This window comes from Amycolatopsis sp. NPDC088138, from assembly GCF_044741685.1.
In the GTDB taxonomy this organism is placed as follows: Bacteria; Actinomycetota; Actinomycetes; order Mycobacteriales; family Pseudonocardiaceae; genus Amycolatopsis.
Genome location: NZ_JBIUTB010000002.1, coordinates 1,377,578 through 1,393,921, shown reverse-complemented (window position 1 = coordinate 1,393,921; position 16,344 = coordinate 1,377,578). Strand labels below are relative to the sequence as shown.

Here is a 16,344-nt window from a genome sequence, read left to right as displayed (position 1 = left end):
TTCCGCAGGTCAGAGGCATATTCGACGAGCAAATGGGAGGCCCGGCCCGGCATATGGGACTACCCCGGGGGTCGTCAACGCAAGCGTGGCATTTCCCACCCGGGGACAACGACGTATGTCGATAACAGCGAATTCACACTATCGTCATAAGACCCGGCGAACCCGGGAGTAACACCGCGCGCTCCGGCTGACCCCCACCACAGTGGTCTGTCTTCGCGCGCACGCAGGACCGACATGTTCGGCTGCCCAGCGTTGTGCGGCCTCCCAGATGACCCGCGTCCGGTTTCCGGGCTTCTCAGCCCGGCCGATCCCCCGCGGCATCTTGCACTTCGACAACAGCAACTGTTCTCGACTGACCATCGCGCTACCGGACTACTTCGTTAACCGGTTCAGTTCGAACCACTCGATGAGGTGAGTACCGGTCACGCCAACGCCTTGGGAGGCGGCCAGCCGTGACCCACCGTGCCAGCGCCCTCCCCCCGTCGGGGGAGCAGCTCAGCAACGCCGAGGCCAACGGCCTCTACCGGAGCGAATACGAACACGACGCCTGCGGTGTCGCGTTCGTCGCCGATCTCACCGGGCGCCGGGACCATGCCATCGTCTCGAAGGCCCTGGTCGCGTTGCGCAACCTGGAGCACCGAGGGGCGCGGGGCGCCGAACCGGACACCGGGGACGGCGCCGGGCTCCTGATCCAGATCCCGGACGAGTTCTACCGCGAGGTCGTCGACTTCGCGCTGCCCGAACCGGGCACCTACGCCGTCGGCACCGCTTTCCTGCCGCAGGACGAAAAACGCCGCGGCCGGGCGATGACGACCATCGAGCGCATCGCGGCCGAAGAGGACATGCGCGTGCTCGGCTGGCGCGAGCTGCCGGTGCACCCCGAGCACTGCGGGCCGACCGCGGCCGAGACGATGCCGCACTTCACGCAGCTGTTCCTCGCCGCGCGCCGCCCGAAGCCGGAGCATTCGGACCCGCTGCACATCGAGCGCAGCGCGTTCTGCGTCCGGAAGCGCGCCGAGCACGAACTGGTCGACGACGACGTCTACTTCCCCAGCCTGTCGTCGCGCACCATCGTCTACAAAGGAATGCTCACCGAGCCGCAGGTCGAGCGGTTCTTCGCCGACCTGACCGACGAGCGGGTCACCAGCGCGCTCGGCCTGGTGCACTCCCGCTTCTCCACCAACACCTTCCCGTCGTGGCCGCTGGCGCACCCGTACCGGTACGTCGCGCACAACGGCGAGATCAACACCCTGCGCGGCAACCGCAACTGGATGGACGCCCGCGAGGCGCTGCTCGAGACCGACCTGATCCCGGGTGACCTCAAGCGCATCTACCCGGTGATCACGCGCGGCGCCAGCGACTCGGCGTCCTTCGACGAGGTCCTGGAGCTGCTCCACCTCGGCGGCCGCCCGCTGCCCCACGCCGTCCTGATGATGATCCCGGAGGCCTGGGAGAACCACCAGGAGATGGACCCCGCGCGGCGCGCCTTCTACGAGTTCCACTCGACGCTGATGGAGCCGTGGGACGGCCCGGCGCTGGTCGCCTTCACCGACGGCAGCCAGATCGGCGCGGTGCTCGACCGCAACGGCCTGCGCCCCGGCCGCTACTGGGTGACCGACGACGGTCTCGTCGTGCTCGCCTCGGAGGTCGGCGTGCTCGACATCGACCCGGCGACGATCGTCCGCAAGGGACGTCTCGAGCCCGGCCGGATGTTCCTGGTGGACACCGAGGCCGGCCGGATCGTCGAGGACGAGGAGATCAAGGGCGAGCTCGCCACGGCGCACCCGTACGACGAGTGGGTCGAGGCCGGCCTGCTGCACCTCGACGCCCTGCCCGAGCGCGACCGCGAGGTGCCGCTGCACGCCGCGCTCGTGCGCCGCCAGCAGGCGTTCGGCTACACCGAGGAGGACCTCGAAACGATCCTCGAGCCGATGGCCCGCACCGGCGCGGAGCCGATCGGCTCGATGGGCAACGACTCGCCGCTGGCGCCGCTGTCCAGCCGGTCGCGGCTGCTGTTCGACTACTTCATCCAGCTGTTCGCGCAGGTCACGAACCCGCCGCTGGACGCGATCCGCGAGGAGCTGGTGACGGCGCTCGGCACGCAGATCGGCGCCGAGCCGAACCTGCTGGTCGGCGACGCGGCGTCGTGCCGCCGGATCGCGCTGCCGTTCCCGGTGCTCGACAACGACCAGCTCGCCAAGCTCGTGCACGTCAACGACGACGGCACGCTGCCGGAGTTCCAGGCCGTCACCGTGCTCGGCCGGTACAACGTCCACGGCGGCGGCGAGGCGCTCGTCCAGCGCCTCGACGAGATCCGCGCCGAGGTGTCCGAGGCGATCGAGGACGGCGCACGGCTGATCGTGCTGTCCGACCGCGGGGTCGACGAGAACCACGCGCCGATCCCGTCGCTGCTGCTGACCGGCGCGGTGCACCACCACCTCGTCCGCGAGAAGACGCGCACGCAGGTCGGCCTGATCGTCGAGGCCGGTGACGCCCGCGAGGTGCACCACATCGCGCTTCTCATCGGCTACGGCGTCGCCGCGGTCAACCCGTACCTCGCGATGGCGACCGTCGAGGAGATGGCCCACCAGGGCCTGATCCCGGGCGTGACGCCGAAGGAGGCGACCCAGAACCTGATCAAGGCGCTGGGCAAGGGCGTCCGCAAGACGATGTCCAAGATGGGCGTCTCGACCGTCGCGTCCTACACCGGCGCGCAGATCTTCGAGGCGATCGGGCTCGGCGAAGAGGTCGTCGACAACTGCTTCACCGGCACGACCTCGCGCCTCGGCGGCGTCGGCTTCGGCACGCTGGCCGACGAGGTCGCCAAGCGGCACCTCTACGCGTTCCCGGCCGACGGCGTCCGCGCCGCCCACCGCGAGCTGGAGACCGGCGCCGACTACCAGTGGCGCCGCGAAGGTGAGCCACACCTATTCAACCCGCAGACGGTGTTCAAGCTCCAGCACTCCACGCGGTCCGGGAAGTACGACGTCTTCAAGGAGTACACGAAGGCCGTCGACGACCAGGCCGAGAAGCTGCTGACGCTGCGCGGGCTGTTCGACTTCCGGTACGGCAAGCGCGCGCCGGTGCCGATCGACGAGGTCGAACCGGTCTCGGAGATCGTCAAACGGTTCGCCACCGGCGCGATCTCCTACGGCTCGATCTCGATGGAGATGCACCAGACCCTCGCCATCGCGATGAACCGCCTCGGCGGGAAGTCCAACACCGGCGAGGGCGGCGAAGACGCGGAGCGGCTCTACGACCCGGAGCGGCGAAGCGCGGTCAAGCAGGTCGCGTCGGGGCGTTTCGGCGTCACGAGCGAGTACCTGGTCAACGCCGACGACATCCAGATCAAGATGGCGCAGGGCGCGAAGCCCGGCGAAGGCGGGCAGCTGCCCGGCGCGAAGGTGTACCCGTGGATCGCGAAGACGCGGTACTCGACGCCGGGTGTCGGGCTCATTTCACCGCCGCCGCACCACGACATCTACTCGATCGAGGACCTGGCCCAGCTGATCCACGACCTCAAGAACGCCAACCCCCGCGCGCGCATCCACGTGAAGCTCGTGTCCGAGGTCGGCGTCGGCACGGTCGCGGCGGGCGTCTCGAAGGCGCACGCGGACGTCGTGCTCATCTCGGGTCACGACGGCGGGACGGGCGCGTCGCCGCTGTCGTCCATCAAGCACGCCGGCGGCCCGTGGGAGCTGGGCCTGGCCGAGACGCAGCAGACGCTGCTGGCCAACCGGCTGCGCGACCGGATCGTGGTGCAGACCGACGGCCAGCTCAAGACCGGCCGCGACGTCGTCATCGCAGCGCTGCTCGGCGCCGAGGAGTTCGGTTTCGCGACCGCGCCGCTGGTGGTGTCGGGCTGCATCATGATGCGCGTCTGCCACCTCGACACGTGCCCCGTGGGGGTCGCGACGCAGAACCCGAAGCTGCGCGAGAAGTTCAGCGGCAAGGCCGAGTACGTCGTCAACTTCTTCGAGTTCATCGCCCAGGAGGTCCGGGAGTACCTGGCGGAGCTGGGTTTCCGGACGATCGCCGAGGCCGTCGGCCACGCCGAGTTCCTCGACAAGCGCAAGGCGATCGACCACTGGAAGGCCTCCGGGCTCGACCTGTCGCCGATCTTCCACGTGCCCGACATGGCTCCGGCAGGCCTGCGGCTGCAGCAGACGCAGCAGGACCACGGGCTCGAGAAGGCGCTCGACAACACACTGATCCAGCTCGCCGAGGGTGCGTTGAACTCCGGTGACAAGGTGCGGCTGGAACTGCCGGTGCGCAACGTGAACCGGACCGTCGGCACGATGCTCGGGTCCGAGCTGACCAAGCGGTGGGGCGGCGAAGGGCTGCCGGACGACACGATCGACGTCACCTTCACCGGGACCGCGGGCCAGTCGTTCGGCGCGTTCTTGCCGAAGGGCATCACGCTGCGGCTCTACGGCGACGGCAACGACTACGTCGGCAAGGGTCTCTCCGGCGGCCGGCTGATCGTGCGCCCGCCGAAGGAGGCGCAGTACGCCGCCGAGGAGCACATCATCGCCGGCAACGTGATCGCCTACGGCGCGACCAGCGGCGAGATCTTCATCCGCGGCAAGGTCGGCGAGCGGTTCTGCGTGCGCAACTCGGGCGCGCTGGCCGTCGTCGAAGGCGTCGGCGACCACGGCGGCGAGTACATGACCGGCGGCCGGATGGTCGTGCTCGGGCAGATCGGCCGCAACTTCGCGGCCGGCATGTCCGGCGGGGTCGCGTACGTGCTGGACCTGCCGGTGCACCGCGTCAACCCGGAGATGGTCGACATCGACCCGCTCGACTCCGAGGACGCCGACTTCCTGCGCGAGGCCCTCGAAAAGCACTACAACGAAACGGAATCCGCGGTCGCGCGGGCCTTGCTCGCCGACTGGGACGCCGGCGTCGACCGGTTCGGCAAGGTCATGCCGAAGGACTACAAGCGCGTGCTCGCCGCCCAGGTGCAGGCCGAACGGGACGGGCGCGACGTGAACGAGGCGATCATGGAGGCCGCACATGGCTGACCCCAAGGGCTTTCTGACCACCACGCGCGAAGAGCCGAAGCGGCGTCCGGTCGACCTGCGCCTGATGGACTGGCGCGAGGTCTACGAGGACTTCGCGTCGACGAAGCTGGAGAAGCAGGCCGGCCGCTGCATGGACTGCGGCATCCCGTTCTGCCACCAGGGCTGCCCGCTCGGGAACCTGATCCCGGAGTGGAACACGCTGGTGTGGCGGGAGGACTGGCAGCAGGCGGCCGACCGGCTGCACGCCACCAACAACTTCCCGGAGTTCACCGGCACCCTGTGCCCTGCCCCGTGTGAAACCGCGTGCGTGCTCGGGATCAACGACGACCCGGTGACCATCAAGCGCGTCGAGATCTCCATCATCGACCGCGCCTTCGCCGAAGGCTGGGTGACGCCGGAGGTGCCCGAGGCGCGCACCGGCAAGAAGGTCGCGGTCGTCGGGTCGGGCCCGTCGGGTCTCGCCGCGGCGCAGCAGCTCACGCGCGCGGGCCACAGCGTCGTGGTCCTCGAGCGGGCCGACAAGATCGGCGGGCTGCTGCGCTACGGCATCCCCGAGTTCAAGATGGAGAAGCACCGCCTGGACCGGCGGATCGCGCAGATGGAGGCCGAGGGCACGGAGTTCCGCACCTCGGTGAACGTCGGCGTGGACGTGTCCGTCGACGAGCTGCAGTCTTCGTACGACGCCGTGGTGCTGGCCGGTGGCGCGACCGACTGGCGCGACCTGCCGATCCCCGGCCGGGAGTTCGACGGCATCCACCAGGCGATGGAGTTCCTGCCGCCGGCCAACCGGGTCGCCTCGGGTGACCTCGACGTCTCGCCGTACTCGGCCGAGGGCCTCGACGTCGTCGTGATCGGCGGCGGCGACACGGGCGCGGACTGCGTCGGGACGTCGCACCGCCAGGGTGCCCGTTCGGTGACGCAGCTGGAGATCATGCCGCGGCCGCCGGAGGCCCGTTCCGACGCCCACCCGTGGCCGACCTACCCGATGATCTACCGGGTGTCCTCGGCGCACGAAGAGGGCGGCGAGCGGCTGTACTCGGTGAACACGCAGGAGTTCGTGGCCGACCCGGACGGCCGGGTGCGGGCGCTGAAGCTGGTCGAGGTGCGCAACGAGGGCGGCAAGTTCGTCCCCGTCGAGGGCAGCGAGACCGAGCTGCCCGCCCAGCTCGTGCTGCTCGCGATGGGGTTCCTCGGGCCGCAGAAGCAGGGCCTGGTCGAGGACCTCGGCGTCGAGCTGGACGCGCGTGGCAACGTGGCGCGCGACAAGGCGTTCAAGACGAGCCTGGACAACGTGTTCGTCGCGGGCGACATGGGCCGCGGCCAGTCCCTGATCGTCTGGGCCATCGCCGAAGGCCGCTCCGCGGCGGCGGGCGTCGACGCGTTCCTGACCGGGCGCGGCATCCTGCCCGCGCCGATCGCTCCGACGGACCGGCCGATCGCCTAGAGCCCGGCGCCGGCGGGGGTGCCAAAGTCGCCACCTCCGCCGGCGCTGCCCCACGGCCGTTTTGCACGGAAACGCGGACCCGCGTTTCCGTTTTCGCGTTCAACTTAATCTTTCGTGTGAAATCGCCGAACCGGTGGCGCGAGGCCGCCGGTTCGTTGCATTCTGTGCTCAGGGGGCCCGGCCGGCCGAAGGGGAGACGCCGGCCGGGTACCGCCGCGAGGCGGTTTACTTGGGGAGGGGACCCTGATGCCTGTCGATCTGTCCACCACACTGTCCTGGACCACGGCGAGCGGCGACGCCGCGACGATGCTCGGCGAACTGCAGCCGAACATCCTCAAGGCGCACGTGCGTGATCACCTTTCGGCGCTGTTCCTGACGTTCGCCGACCCGGCGGAGGCGCGGGCCTTCCTCGTCGCGGCCACCGGGAAGATGAAGTCCGCCAAGGACCACCTCACCGAGGTCGGCGGGTTCAAGAGCGGCGGCGCCGCCGGAACACCGTACGTCGGAGCCGGGCTCACCGCGGCGGGCTACCGCGTGCTCGGCGTCGAGAACTTCCCGCAGGACGAGGCGTTCCTGCGCGGCATGACGGCGCCGGACACCCGGCGGCGGCTGAACGACCCGCCGCGCTCGACGTTCGATCCGGGCTACCACAGCGAAATCCACGCCGTGGTGCTCATCGGGGACGCCACCGACAAGGCGATGACCGCGCGGCGCAACGAGATCCTCGACCTGCTGCCGGACTCCGTCACGGTCGCGGCGGAGGAGACCGGGCTCGGCCGGGTCAACGCGCGCGGCGAGGGCATCGAGCACTTCGGGTACGTCGACGGCCGGAGCCAGCCGTTGTTCCTGACCGAAGACGTCGACGCGGAAAAGAACAACACGGACGGCATCAACGTGTGGAACCCGGCGGCGCCGCTTTCCCAGGTATTGGTGGCCGACACCGCGGCACCGGATCCGGAGGTGCATTTCGGCAGTTACTTCGTTTTCCGCAAGCTGGAACAGAACGTGCGCCGGTTCAAGCAGGCGGAATCGGATCTGGCCGACACGCTCGGCCTCACCGGCGACGACCGCGAGCGCGCCGGTGCGATGATCATCGGCCGGTTCGAGGACGGCACGCCGCTGACCACCCAGCGGGAGGACGGCGCCGAAAGCCCGGTCTCGAACAACTTCACCTACGACAGCGACCGCGCCGCGCTCAAGTGCCCGTTCCAGGCGCACATCCGCAAGACGAACCCGCGCGGCTCCGGCGGCGCCGAGGAGCCGCCCGGCGAGCGGCTGCACCTGATGGCCCGCCGCGGCGTCACCTACGGCGAGCGCCCGGACGACCCGAACGCGGACCTGCCGCCGGCCGCGCGCCCGAGCGGCGGGGTCGGGCTGCTGTTCATGGCCTTCAACTCGGTGCTGGGCAACCAGTTCGAGTTCACCCAGGCGATCTGGGCGGACAACCCGGGCTTCCCGATCGTCGAGGGCGTCACCCCGGGCCTGGACCCGGTGATCGGCCAGGGCACCCGGGCACCGTCCGACTACACGGTCGACTGGGGCGGCTCGGCCCAGCGCACGGCGGAGCCGGTGCCGCAGTCGGTGACGCTCAAGGGCGGCGAGTACTTCTTCATGCCGTCGCTGGCGTTCCTCCGCTCGCTCTGATTACCCGGTACCTTGGTCGCTCTGGGTGAAGTGCGGCGAAAGGGACTGGGTTGGACCGGCACGAACGGCTCAGCGCACTGCTGGACATGGTGGGGCAGCGGGACAAGATCGACGTCGAGGCCTCCGCGGAGGAGCTCGACGTCTCCCCCGCCACGATCCGGCGGGATCTGGACCACCTGGCCGGCCGCCGGCTGCTGACCCGCACCCGGGGCGGGGCGGTGGCGAGCAACGTCGCGTACGACCTGCCGTTGCGGCACAAGGCCGCGCGCAATGCGCCCGAGAAACAGCGCATCAGCGCGGCCGCCGCACGGCTGGTCGAGCGCGGCATGGTGCTGGGCCTCAACGGCGGCACGACGAGCACCGAGGTCGCCCGCGCGCTGGCCCTGCGCCCGGAACTGGCCGAGCGCGACGGCTCCCCGGCGCTGACGGTGGTGACGAACGCGCTCAACATCGCCCACGAGCTGGCGGTGCGGCCGAACATCAAGATCGTGGTCACCGGCGGCGTGGCCCGGCAGCACTCGTTCGAGCTGACGGGCCCGCTGGCCAGCCTGTTCCTCGACCAGATCACCCTGGACCTGGTGTTCCTGGGCGTCGACGCGTTCGACGCCGAGCGCGGCGCGTACGCCCACCACGAAGGCGAAGCGAGCATCAACCGGCTCCTGGCCTCGCGGGCGCGCCAGGTGGTGGTGATCGCGGACAGCGGCAAACTGGGCGGCCACGCGTTCGCCCGCATCTGCGACACCACGGCGGTCCACCAGCTGATCACGGATTCGGGCGCGGACCCGGAGCAGGTAGCGGCCTTCAAAGCGGCGGGAGTCGAGGTCGTGACGGCCTGAGCGGCTAGGTCGCCGGAGCGCCTTCGCAGCCCGGCGCCAGGTGCTGTGCCGGCACGGGCCCGTCTGCTGCGATCGACGTCGCGGCCCACCGCTCTTCCCAGCCCCAGTGTGGACACCGGGCGGCCCCAGAGCAGCCCCCACCCTTCCCGGGGGGCGTCCCCTGTCCAGTCTATCGGCCCTGACCTGCGAAAACCCGCCCGCGCAGAATCTGTGGACAACTGCCCGGCTGTGGACAAGCGACTTGACACACCGCCGGGCAGTGATCCTCAGGGGCGACGGACCGGGGATCAGCGGGCCGAGCCACAATCCCGACAAACCGAAAGCCCTTGCCGTCAGAGCGCCGCCAGCCGGTCCAAGGCCAGCAGCGCCGCGCCCAGCCGTCCCGCCTCGTCCCCCAGTTTCGCGATCCGCAGTTCCGGCATCTTCTGGAACGTCAGGTGCGAGGCCAGCCAGTCGCGCACCGGCTCGAGGACGTAGTCCGCCGCCGTGAACAGGCCGCCACCCAGGACGATCACCTCCGGGCCGAGCAGCGTCAGCAGGGTGCGGATGCCGTGGCCGAGGCCGTCCAGGGCGTCCTGGACCACCTCCTCCGCCACCTCGTCGCCGTGGCGGGCCAGCTCCACCACCTCGCGGGCGCCGTCGGCCGGGCGGCCCGTGCGCTCGGTGTAGCGGCGGGCGATCGCCGCCGCCGACGAGATCGCCTCCAGGCAGCCGATCGCGCCGCAGCCGCACTTCAGCGAGTGGCCGACGTCGATGTGGCCGACCTCGCCCGCCTGCCCGCCCGCGCGGTGGATCCGGCCGTCGAGCAGCAGCGCGGCCGCGATTCCGGTGCCGACCGGGATGAACGCCGCGTTCCGCACCCCCTGCCCGGCGCCGACGCGGAACTCGGCGATGCCGCCCGCGGTGACGTCGTGCCCGAACGCCACCGGAAGCCCGACCTCGTCCTCCAGCAGCTCGCCGAAGTGGACCTCGCGCCAGTCGAGGTTGGCCGAGAAGTGGCAGATCCGGGTCTCCTCGTCGACGATCCCCGGCACCACCACGCCGACCGCCGCGGGTGTCCCCGTGCCGGCCTGCTCCGACAACGAAGCCACGATCTGCGCCACCTGCGCGGCGAGCGCCGTGCCGTCCGCGCTGCGCGCCGTCTCGGCCCGCAGCGTCGCCTTCGGCTGCAGCTGCTCGTCGAGCAGCGCCGCCTTGATCGTCGTACCGCCCACGTCGAGGGCCGCCACCATTCGAGTCACCGGCGCATTGTCACATTGACGGGCCCGGAAGTGCGGACCTACGCTCAACCGGCAAGACGACGAATTCCGGAACGCGGTGCAAGTCCGCGCGGTCGCGCCACTGTGACCCCCGCCAGGGGGAAGCCAGACCCGGACCGTCGTATGAACCCCGATGAGGCCGCGAAAGCCCGAGGAGGCCCCCACCATGTCGCAAGCGGCAGCTCCCGCCGTTCCGCTCCCGGTCCGGATCCCGATCCGTGAGATCGTCCCGTGGGCGGTGTTCGTGGTGCTCCTCGCCCTGATCGCGGTCTACTTCGTGAGCGCCGAACAGGGCGCCACCTCGATCTTCGCGAACATGTACGTCCACGAGTTCGTGCACGACGGCCGGCACCTGCTGGCCTTCCCCTGCCACTGATCGGCGGCACGTACTCCCATGATGAAGAACCTGCTGGTCCGCGGCATGCTCGCGGGCCTGATCGCCGGTGTGCTCGCGTTCGGTTTCGCCTACGCGTTCGGTGAGCCGCCGGTCGACACGTCCATCGGCCTCGAAGAGACCCTCTCGCACGACCACGCCCACGACGCCGGAGCCGCCGACACCGGTCAGGCCGCCGAAGCGCCCGAAGAGGAGCTCGTCCCGCGGGACATCCAGAGCACCGTCGGGCTGGCGGCGGGGGTGCTGGTCTACGCCGTCGCGATCGGCGGCCTGCTCTCCCTTGCCTTCGCGTTCGCCCAGGGCCGGCTCGGCAACCTGCGGCCGCGCGTGACGGCGCTGCTGCTCACCGGCGGCGCGTTCGCCGTGGTGTTCCTGATCCCGTTCCTGAAGTACCCGGCCAACCCGCCCGCAGTGGGCCAGCCGGGCACGATCGGCTCGCGCACCGAGCTGTACTTCGGGTTCGTCGCGGTGTCGCTGCTCGCGGGCATCCTGGCGACGGTGTTCGGCCGCAAGCTCGCGGACCGCTTCGGCGCGCTGAACGGCTTCCTCCTCGCGGCGGCGGGCTACGTCGTGGTGGTCGCCCTGGTGGCGTGGCTGATGCCGGTGGTCGACGAGGTCCCGGCGGCGTTCCCGGCGTCGACGCTCTGGCGCTTCCGCACGGCCTCGATCGGCACCCAGGCGACGCTCTGGCTCGCCCTGGGACTGTCTTTCGGTGCCCTCGCGGAGAAGTCGCTGACCAAGAAGGCCCCGGCCGCCGCCGTTTCGTGATCACGCAACCGGCGCCGCTCCTCTAGGATTTCCCCGCCGGGTCGGGGGATTCCGGAGGGGAATCTTGTTCGACGACACGCGCTCGACGCTGTCCAACCACACCCAGACGACCGTCCGCGGGCCCGTCGAGTCCGCCGGGACCGACGGGTTCGCGATCACGGCGTTCGTCACGGGGCTGCTCGGGCTGGTCCCGCTCGCGTTCGGCTTCGGGATCCGCGCAGTGATCCGGACCAGCCGCACCGGCCGGAGCGGCAGCGGGCTGGCGATCGCCGGGATGGTGCTCGGCGTGCTCTGGCTGGGCGCCGGTCTGGTGGCGATCACACCGCAGCGCGCGGCCGGCCCGGACCAAGTCAGCGGCATGGCGATCGGCGACTGCCTGGACGCCGACCCGGACGGCGCGAACGTGATCCGGATGGCCTGCGACGTGCCGCACGACGAGCAGATCGCCGGCCGGGTCGACGTCGCCAACGGGGAGGAGGCCTACCCGGGCCTCGCCAAGCTGCGGGAGCTGGCGGAGCCGTTGTGCCGGATCGCGGGGCCCGCGTACTTCACGAACGGCGCCCCGCCGCCCGGCCTCGAGTTCCGCGCGCACGTCCCGACCGAGTCGTCCTGGCGTGCCGGAGCCCGGGAGGCGACCTGCACCTTAGGGAAGGCGAGCGGCAAGCTCACCGGGCACGTCGGGCCGTGACGGCTAGGGCGCGCCGGGCGGCACGAACGGCAGGCCCTTCGGCGCGCCCAGCTCCAGCACCGTGAGCAGTGCAGCCGTGTCGAGGTGCTCGTCGACGGCGTCCGCCAGCCGGTCCAGCATGTCCTCGCGCAGGTCGGCGAAGCCCGGCGCGTCCGGTGACGGCGTCCACGCGACGCCCGCCTGCGCCGCTGCCTCGGTGAGCCACGCGCGGCGGAAGGCGTCGTTCTCGAACGCGCCGTGCCACAGGGTTCCCCAGACCGCGCCGGACCGGTGACCGTCCAGAAAGGACTCCAGGGGCGCGGACGCCGTCACCGAGCCGTGGTGGATCTCGTAGGCGTCGACGCGGGTGCCGCGCCACTCGCCCGACGGGCGGGCGAGCACCTTCTCCTCGGCGAACGTCACCCGCGCCGGCAGCAGGCCCAGGCCGGCCACCTCGCCGACGCCGGACTCGACGTCGTCCACAATGGACTCCGCGAGCATCTGGTAACCACCGCAGATGCCGAGGACCGGCTTCCCGGCCGCCGCCCGGGCCGCCAGAGCCGTGTCGAGGCCGCGGGCGCGCAGCCAGGCCAGGTCGTCGACCGTGGCGCGGGACCCGGGCAGCACCACGACGTCCGCCGCCGCGACCGTGTCCGGGTCGGCGGTCAGGGACACCGTGACGCCGGGTTCGGCGGCGAGGGCGTCGACGTCGGTGGCGTTGGACGCGCGCGGGAACCGGACCACCGCCACGCTCAGGCCGCCGCGGTGGGCCTCCCGGCGCCAGCCGGCCGCGGCCAGGGCGTCCTCCGAGTCGATCCACACCCGGTCGAGCCAGGGCAGCACGCCCAGCACCGGCCGTCCGGTGACCTTCTCGAGGCTGTCCAGCCCGGGGCGCAGCAGGCCGACGTCGCCGCGGAACTTGTTGACCACCCAGCCCGCGACGAGCGCCTGGTCCTCGGCCGAGAGCAGCGCGAGGGTGCCGAACATCGCGGCGAGCACGCCACCGCGATCGATGTCGCCGACGACGAGCACGGGCAGCCCGAACCGCCGCGCCAGCCCCAGGTTGACGTAGTCGCCGCCGCGCAGGTTGATCTCGGCGGGGCTGCCGGCGCCCTCGCAGACGACGACGTCGTAGCGCGCGCTGAGGTCTTCGAACGCGCCGAAGGCGATCTCGGCGAGCCCGGCCCGCCCGGTCGCGTACTCGCCGGCTTCGAGCGTCCCGAAGGGCTTCCCGAGCGCGACGACGTGGCTGCGCCGATCACTGCCGGGCTTGAGCAGCACGGGATTCATCGCGGCTTCGGGTTCGACGCGGGCCGCGCGCGCCTGCAGCCACTGGGCGCGCCCGATCTCGGCGCCGTCGGCGCAGACCATCGAGTTGTTGGACATGTTCTGCGCCTTGAACGGCGCGACGCGCACCCCGCGCCGGGCGAGCCACCGGCAGATCCCGGAGGTGACGAGGCTCTTGCCGGCATCGGACGTCGTCCCCGCGACGAGCAGGCCGCTCACCGCGTACCCCCGGAGTTGTCCACAGCCGGCCGGGCACCGGCCGAGTTGTCCACAGATCGCCGAGCGGCCCTTCCCCCGGCCGCCACCCCGATAGACTGGACAGGGGCCGCCCCCCAGGGAGTGGTGGGGGCTGCCACCGCGGCGACCACGACCGCGGCGAGCCCGACCAGGCGGGACAGCCGCACCGCCCGCCGCAGGTCGACCGGCTCGGGGTCGCGCCCCTCGCCCAGCCGAGCCCGGCGCTCGACCTCACCCCCGTAGCTGTTCGTCCCACCCAGCCGAATGTCCAGCGCGCCGGCGAACGCGGCCTCCACCTGACCCGCGTTCGGGCTCGGGTGCAGCCCGCCGTCGCGGCGCCAGACCCGCCAGGCCGCCCGCGAACGCCCACCGGCGAGGGGCGCGCACAACGCCGTCAATGCGGCGCCGAGCCGGGACGGCGCCAGGTTCACCAGGTCGTCGGCGCGTGCCGCGGCCCAGCCGAACTCGCGGTAGCGCGGCGAGCGGTAGCCAACCATGGCGTCGAGTGTGTTGAGCGCCCGGTAGCCGAGCAGTCCGGGCAGCCCGGCGACGGCACCCCAGAACAGCGGCGCGACCACGGCGTCCGACGTGTTCTCCGCGATCGACTCGGTCGCCGCGCGGGCCAGCTCCGCGGAGTCGAGCGTCGTCGCGTCGCGCGCACAGAGGTGCGAGAGCCGCTGACGCGCCGAAGGCACTTCGCCCGCTTCGAGCAGCTTCGCCATCTCCGCGCCTTCGTCCGCTAGACCGCGTCCACCGAGTACGACCCACGTACAGACGGCAGTAGCCGCGAAGCGTGCGAAGGGCCTTCGCCGCGTCGCGGTCTGAAGCGCGACGCCGAGGCCGACAGCGGCGAAGGCGCACAAGCCCGCGTACACGGCTCCGCGCGGCTTCGAGTCGGCCCACATGCGGCGTTCGAGACGTGTCGCGGCCGTGCCGAAGATCGCGACCGGATGACCCTGACGGGGGTCACCGAACAGTGCGTCGGCGACATATCCGGTAACGAGTCCGGCCGCGGTTGTCCCTAGACGGAGTGGCACGTGGCGCACGTTAGCGCGTGCACCACAATGCCCGGTATGACCAAGCTGACGCACCGGCTAGCCGGGTATCTCGAAAACCTGGCGCGCGCCCTCCGCCGGTACGGACGCGACGAAGGAAAGGTGCTCGTCCTCGGCGGGGTCCGCTCGGGGAAGTCACGGCACGCCGAGCGGCTCGTCGCCCGCCACCCGCACCTCGTCTACGTCGCGCCCGGCCTGCCCGCGAGCGACGACGACCCCGAATGGGCCGCCCGGGTGGCCGCGCACCAGGCGCGGCGGCCGTCGAACTGGAAGACCGTCGAGACGACGGACCTCGCCGGCACCCTCCGGAAAGCGACCGAGCCGCTGCTGATCGACTGCCTCGGCACCTGGCTCTCGCGGGTGCTCGACGACGTCGGCGCGTGGGAGCAGAAGCGCGGTTGGGAACACCGGCTGGACGACCGGCTCGAGGACTTCCTCGCCGCGTGGGCCGCGGCGCGGGTGCCGGTGGTCGCGGTCAGCAACGAGGTCGGCAGCGGTGTGGTGCCCGCAACGTCGTCCGGACGGCTGTTCCGTGATGTGCTGGGCGCACTCAACAACCGGGTGTCCGCCGACGCCGACCGGGTCCAGCTGGTCGTCGCGGGGCGGGTGCTCGACCTGTAGACCGGAGGCGCCCGTGTTCGACGTACCCGTGCCCGACCCCGCCGCCCGCGCCGCCGCGCTCGAGCGGCTCGACGGCCTGGTCAAGCCGCTCGGCTCGCTGGGCAGGCTCGAGGAGATCGGCGCCTGGCTGGCCGCGGCGCACGGCAGTGTGCCGCCGCGCCCGCTGGACGACGTCCGCGTGGTCGTCTTCGCGGGTGACCACGGCGTGTCCGCGCTCTCGGCCTACCCGCGCGAGGTGACCGCGGCGATGGTGCGGGTGTTCCTCGCCGGCAAGAGCGGCGTGAACGTGCTGGCCGCGCAGGTCGGGGCCAAGGTGCGGGTCGCCGACATCGGCGTCGACTGGGACGGCTCGGACGTCCCCGCGGACGTGACGGCCCACAAGATCCGCCGCGGATCGGGCTCGATCGACGTCGAGGACGCGCTCGAGCCGGGCGAAGCGCAGGCCGCGTTCGACGCGGGCCGCGCGATCGCGGACGAAGAGCGCGACGCGGACGTGCTGATCCCGGGCGACATGGGCATCGGCAACACGGCGATGTGCGCGGCCTTGGTCGCGGCTTCGCTCGGCTTGCCGGCCGCTGAGGTCGTCGGCACCGGCACCGGCGTCGACGAGGCGGGCCTGGACCGCAAGACGGCGGCGGTCTCGGCGGCGCTGACGCGCACCGCGGGCCGGGTGGAGGACCCGTTCGAGCGGCTGACGGCGCTGGGCAGCGCGTGCCTGGCGGCGACGGCCGGGTTCCTGGTCCAGGCCGCGGTCCACGGCATCCCGGTGGTCTTGGACGGCGTCTTCTCGGGAGCGGCGGCCTTGGTGGCCCGCGACATCGCACCGGGCGCGGAGCAGTGGTGGCTGGCCGGGCACCGCTCGACGGAGCCGTCGCAGGCGTTCGCGCTGAAGGCACTGGGCCTGGAACCGATCCTGGACCTGGGGCTGCGGCTGGGCGAAGGCAGCGGCGCCGTGCAGGCGATCCCGACGCTGCGCGCGGCCCGGGCGATCATCGCGGAAATGGGCCTGCTGGCGGACTTGGCATGACCCCAGCCCCCACCACTCCCTGGGGGGCGTCCCCTGTCCAGTCTACCGGCGGGTGGGGGGCGGGAAGCCCCGTTCGGCGAT

Annotated in this window: 12 protein-coding genes; 9 read left to right on the top strand and 3 right to left on the bottom strand. The window is 71.6% G+C overall.

The annotated features are described in order from the left end of the window. Positions 1-452 precede the first annotated feature (452 nt). The 4 genes from gltB (at position 453) to ACIOD2_RS14110 (ending at position 8,948) form a co-directional block, all read left to right on the top strand. Positions 453-5,024 carry a glutamate synthase large subunit gene (gltB, locus tag ACIOD2_RS14125; protein ID WP_400537645.1) on the top strand — a complete coding sequence of 1,524 codons (4,572 nt, stop codon included), beginning with the start codon at positions 453-455 and terminating at the stop codon, positions 5,022-5,024. Then, a complete protein-coding gene (locus tag ACIOD2_RS14120) occupies positions 5,017-6,468 on the top strand; it encodes a glutamate synthase subunit beta (RefSeq protein WP_400537643.1) in 1,452 nt (483 codons plus the stop codon). Before gltB ends, ACIOD2_RS14120 begins: the two co-directional genes overlap by 8 nt. Positions 6,469-6,714: 246 nt before the next feature. Further along, entirely contained in the window at positions 6,715-8,112 is a 1,398-nt protein-coding gene (locus ACIOD2_RS14115; protein WP_400537641.1) for a Dyp-type peroxidase, read from the top strand. A 50-nt stretch (positions 8,113-8,162) separates the two neighbouring features. Further along, the gene (locus ACIOD2_RS14110) at positions 8,163-8,948 is read left to right on the top strand and encodes a DeoR/GlpR family DNA-binding transcription regulator (RefSeq protein ID WP_400537639.1); all 786 of its coding nucleotides are present in this window, start codon (positions 8,163-8,165) and stop codon (positions 8,946-8,948) included. Positions 8,949-9,280: 332 nt separating this feature from the next. On the opposite strand, the gene ACIOD2_RS14105 is transcribed toward ACIOD2_RS14110, so the two are convergent. Further along, the gene (locus ACIOD2_RS14105; protein ID WP_400538050.1) at positions 9,281-10,180 is read right to left on the bottom strand and encodes an ROK family protein; all 900 of its coding nucleotides are present in this window, start codon (positions 10,178-10,180) and stop codon (positions 9,281-9,283) included. 193 nt (positions 10,181-10,373) lie between these two features. On the opposite strand from ACIOD2_RS14105, the gene ACIOD2_RS14100 reads away from it, so the two are divergent. From ACIOD2_RS14100 to ACIOD2_RS14090, 3 genes are all read left to right on the top strand, one after another. Further along, complete coding sequence (locus ACIOD2_RS14100; protein WP_323334015.1) at positions 10,374-10,583, top strand: CbtB-domain containing protein; 210 nt, start codon at positions 10,374-10,376, stop codon at positions 10,581-10,583. 18 nt (positions 10,584-10,601) lie between these two features. Further along, positions 10,602-11,369: a CbtA family protein gene (locus tag ACIOD2_RS14095; protein ID WP_400537637.1), complete on the top strand. Its 768-nt coding sequence runs from the start codon at positions 10,602-10,604 to the stop codon at positions 11,367-11,369. A 64-nt stretch (positions 11,370-11,433) separates the two neighbouring features. Then, positions 11,434-12,057 carry a septum formation family protein gene (locus ACIOD2_RS14090; protein ID WP_400537635.1) on the top strand — a complete coding sequence of 208 codons (624 nt, stop codon included), beginning with the start codon at positions 11,434-11,436 and terminating at the stop codon, positions 12,055-12,057. Positions 12,058-12,060: 3 nt separating this feature from the next. Here ACIOD2_RS14090 and ACIOD2_RS14085 read toward each other — a convergent pair whose 3' ends face one another. Both ACIOD2_RS14085 and ACIOD2_RS14080 read right to left on the bottom strand, forming a co-directional pair. Continuing rightward, on the bottom strand, positions 12,061-13,542 hold the full coding sequence (locus ACIOD2_RS14085) for a cobyric acid synthase (RefSeq protein ID WP_400537633.1): 1,482 nt from the start codon (positions 13,540-13,542) through the stop codon (positions 12,061-12,063). Next, positions 13,539-14,597, bottom strand: coding sequence for a cobalamin biosynthesis protein (locus ACIOD2_RS14080; protein WP_400537631.1), 1,059 nt, complete (start codon positions 14,595-14,597; stop codon positions 13,539-13,541). The genes ACIOD2_RS14085 and ACIOD2_RS14080 overlap by 4 nt, the downstream gene beginning before the upstream one ends. Before the next feature lie 36 nt (positions 14,598-14,633). Between ACIOD2_RS14080 and ACIOD2_RS14075 the strand changes: the two genes are divergently transcribed. Both ACIOD2_RS14075 and cobT read left to right on the top strand, forming a co-directional pair. Continuing rightward, positions 14,634-15,236 carry a bifunctional adenosylcobinamide kinase/adenosylcobinamide-phosphate guanylyltransferase gene (locus ACIOD2_RS14075; RefSeq protein ID WP_392761758.1) on the top strand — a complete coding sequence of 201 codons (603 nt, stop codon included), beginning with the start codon at positions 14,634-14,636 and terminating at the stop codon, positions 15,234-15,236. A 13-nt stretch (positions 15,237-15,249) separates the two neighbouring features. Continuing rightward, a complete protein-coding gene (gene cobT / locus ACIOD2_RS14070; RefSeq protein WP_400537629.1) occupies positions 15,250-16,263 on the top strand; it encodes a nicotinate-nucleotide--dimethylbenzimidazole phosphoribosyltransferase in 1,014 nt (337 codons plus the stop codon). The last annotated feature ends 81 nt before the right edge of the window (positions 16,264-16,344 follow it).

What these genes read in the sequence shown, in the direction of transcription:
- ACIOD2_RS14095 (WP_400537637.1), top strand. Translation starts at nt 10,602, where the DNA reads ATGATGAAGAACCTGCTGGTCCGCGGCATGCTCGCGGGCCTGATCGCC.
- ACIOD2_RS14115 (WP_400537641.1), top strand. Translation starts at nt 6,715, where the DNA reads ATGCCTGTCGATCTGTCCACCACACTGTCCTGGACCACGGCGAGCGGC.
- ACIOD2_RS14100 (WP_323334015.1), top strand. Translation starts at nt 10,374, where the DNA reads ATGTCGCAAGCGGCAGCTCCCGCCGTTCCGCTCCCGGTCCGGATCCCG.
- ACIOD2_RS14120 (WP_400537643.1), top strand. Translation starts at nt 5,017, where the DNA reads ATGGCTGACCCCAAGGGCTTTCTGACCACCACGCGCGAAGAGCCGAAG.
- ACIOD2_RS14075 (WP_392761758.1), top strand. Translation starts at nt 14,634, where the DNA reads ATGACCAAGCTGACGCACCGGCTAGCCGGGTATCTCGAAAACCTGGCG.
- ACIOD2_RS14105 (WP_400538050.1), bottom strand. Translation starts at nt 10,180, where the DNA reads ATGGTGGCGGCCCTCGACGTGGGCGGTACGACGATCAAGGCGGCGCTG.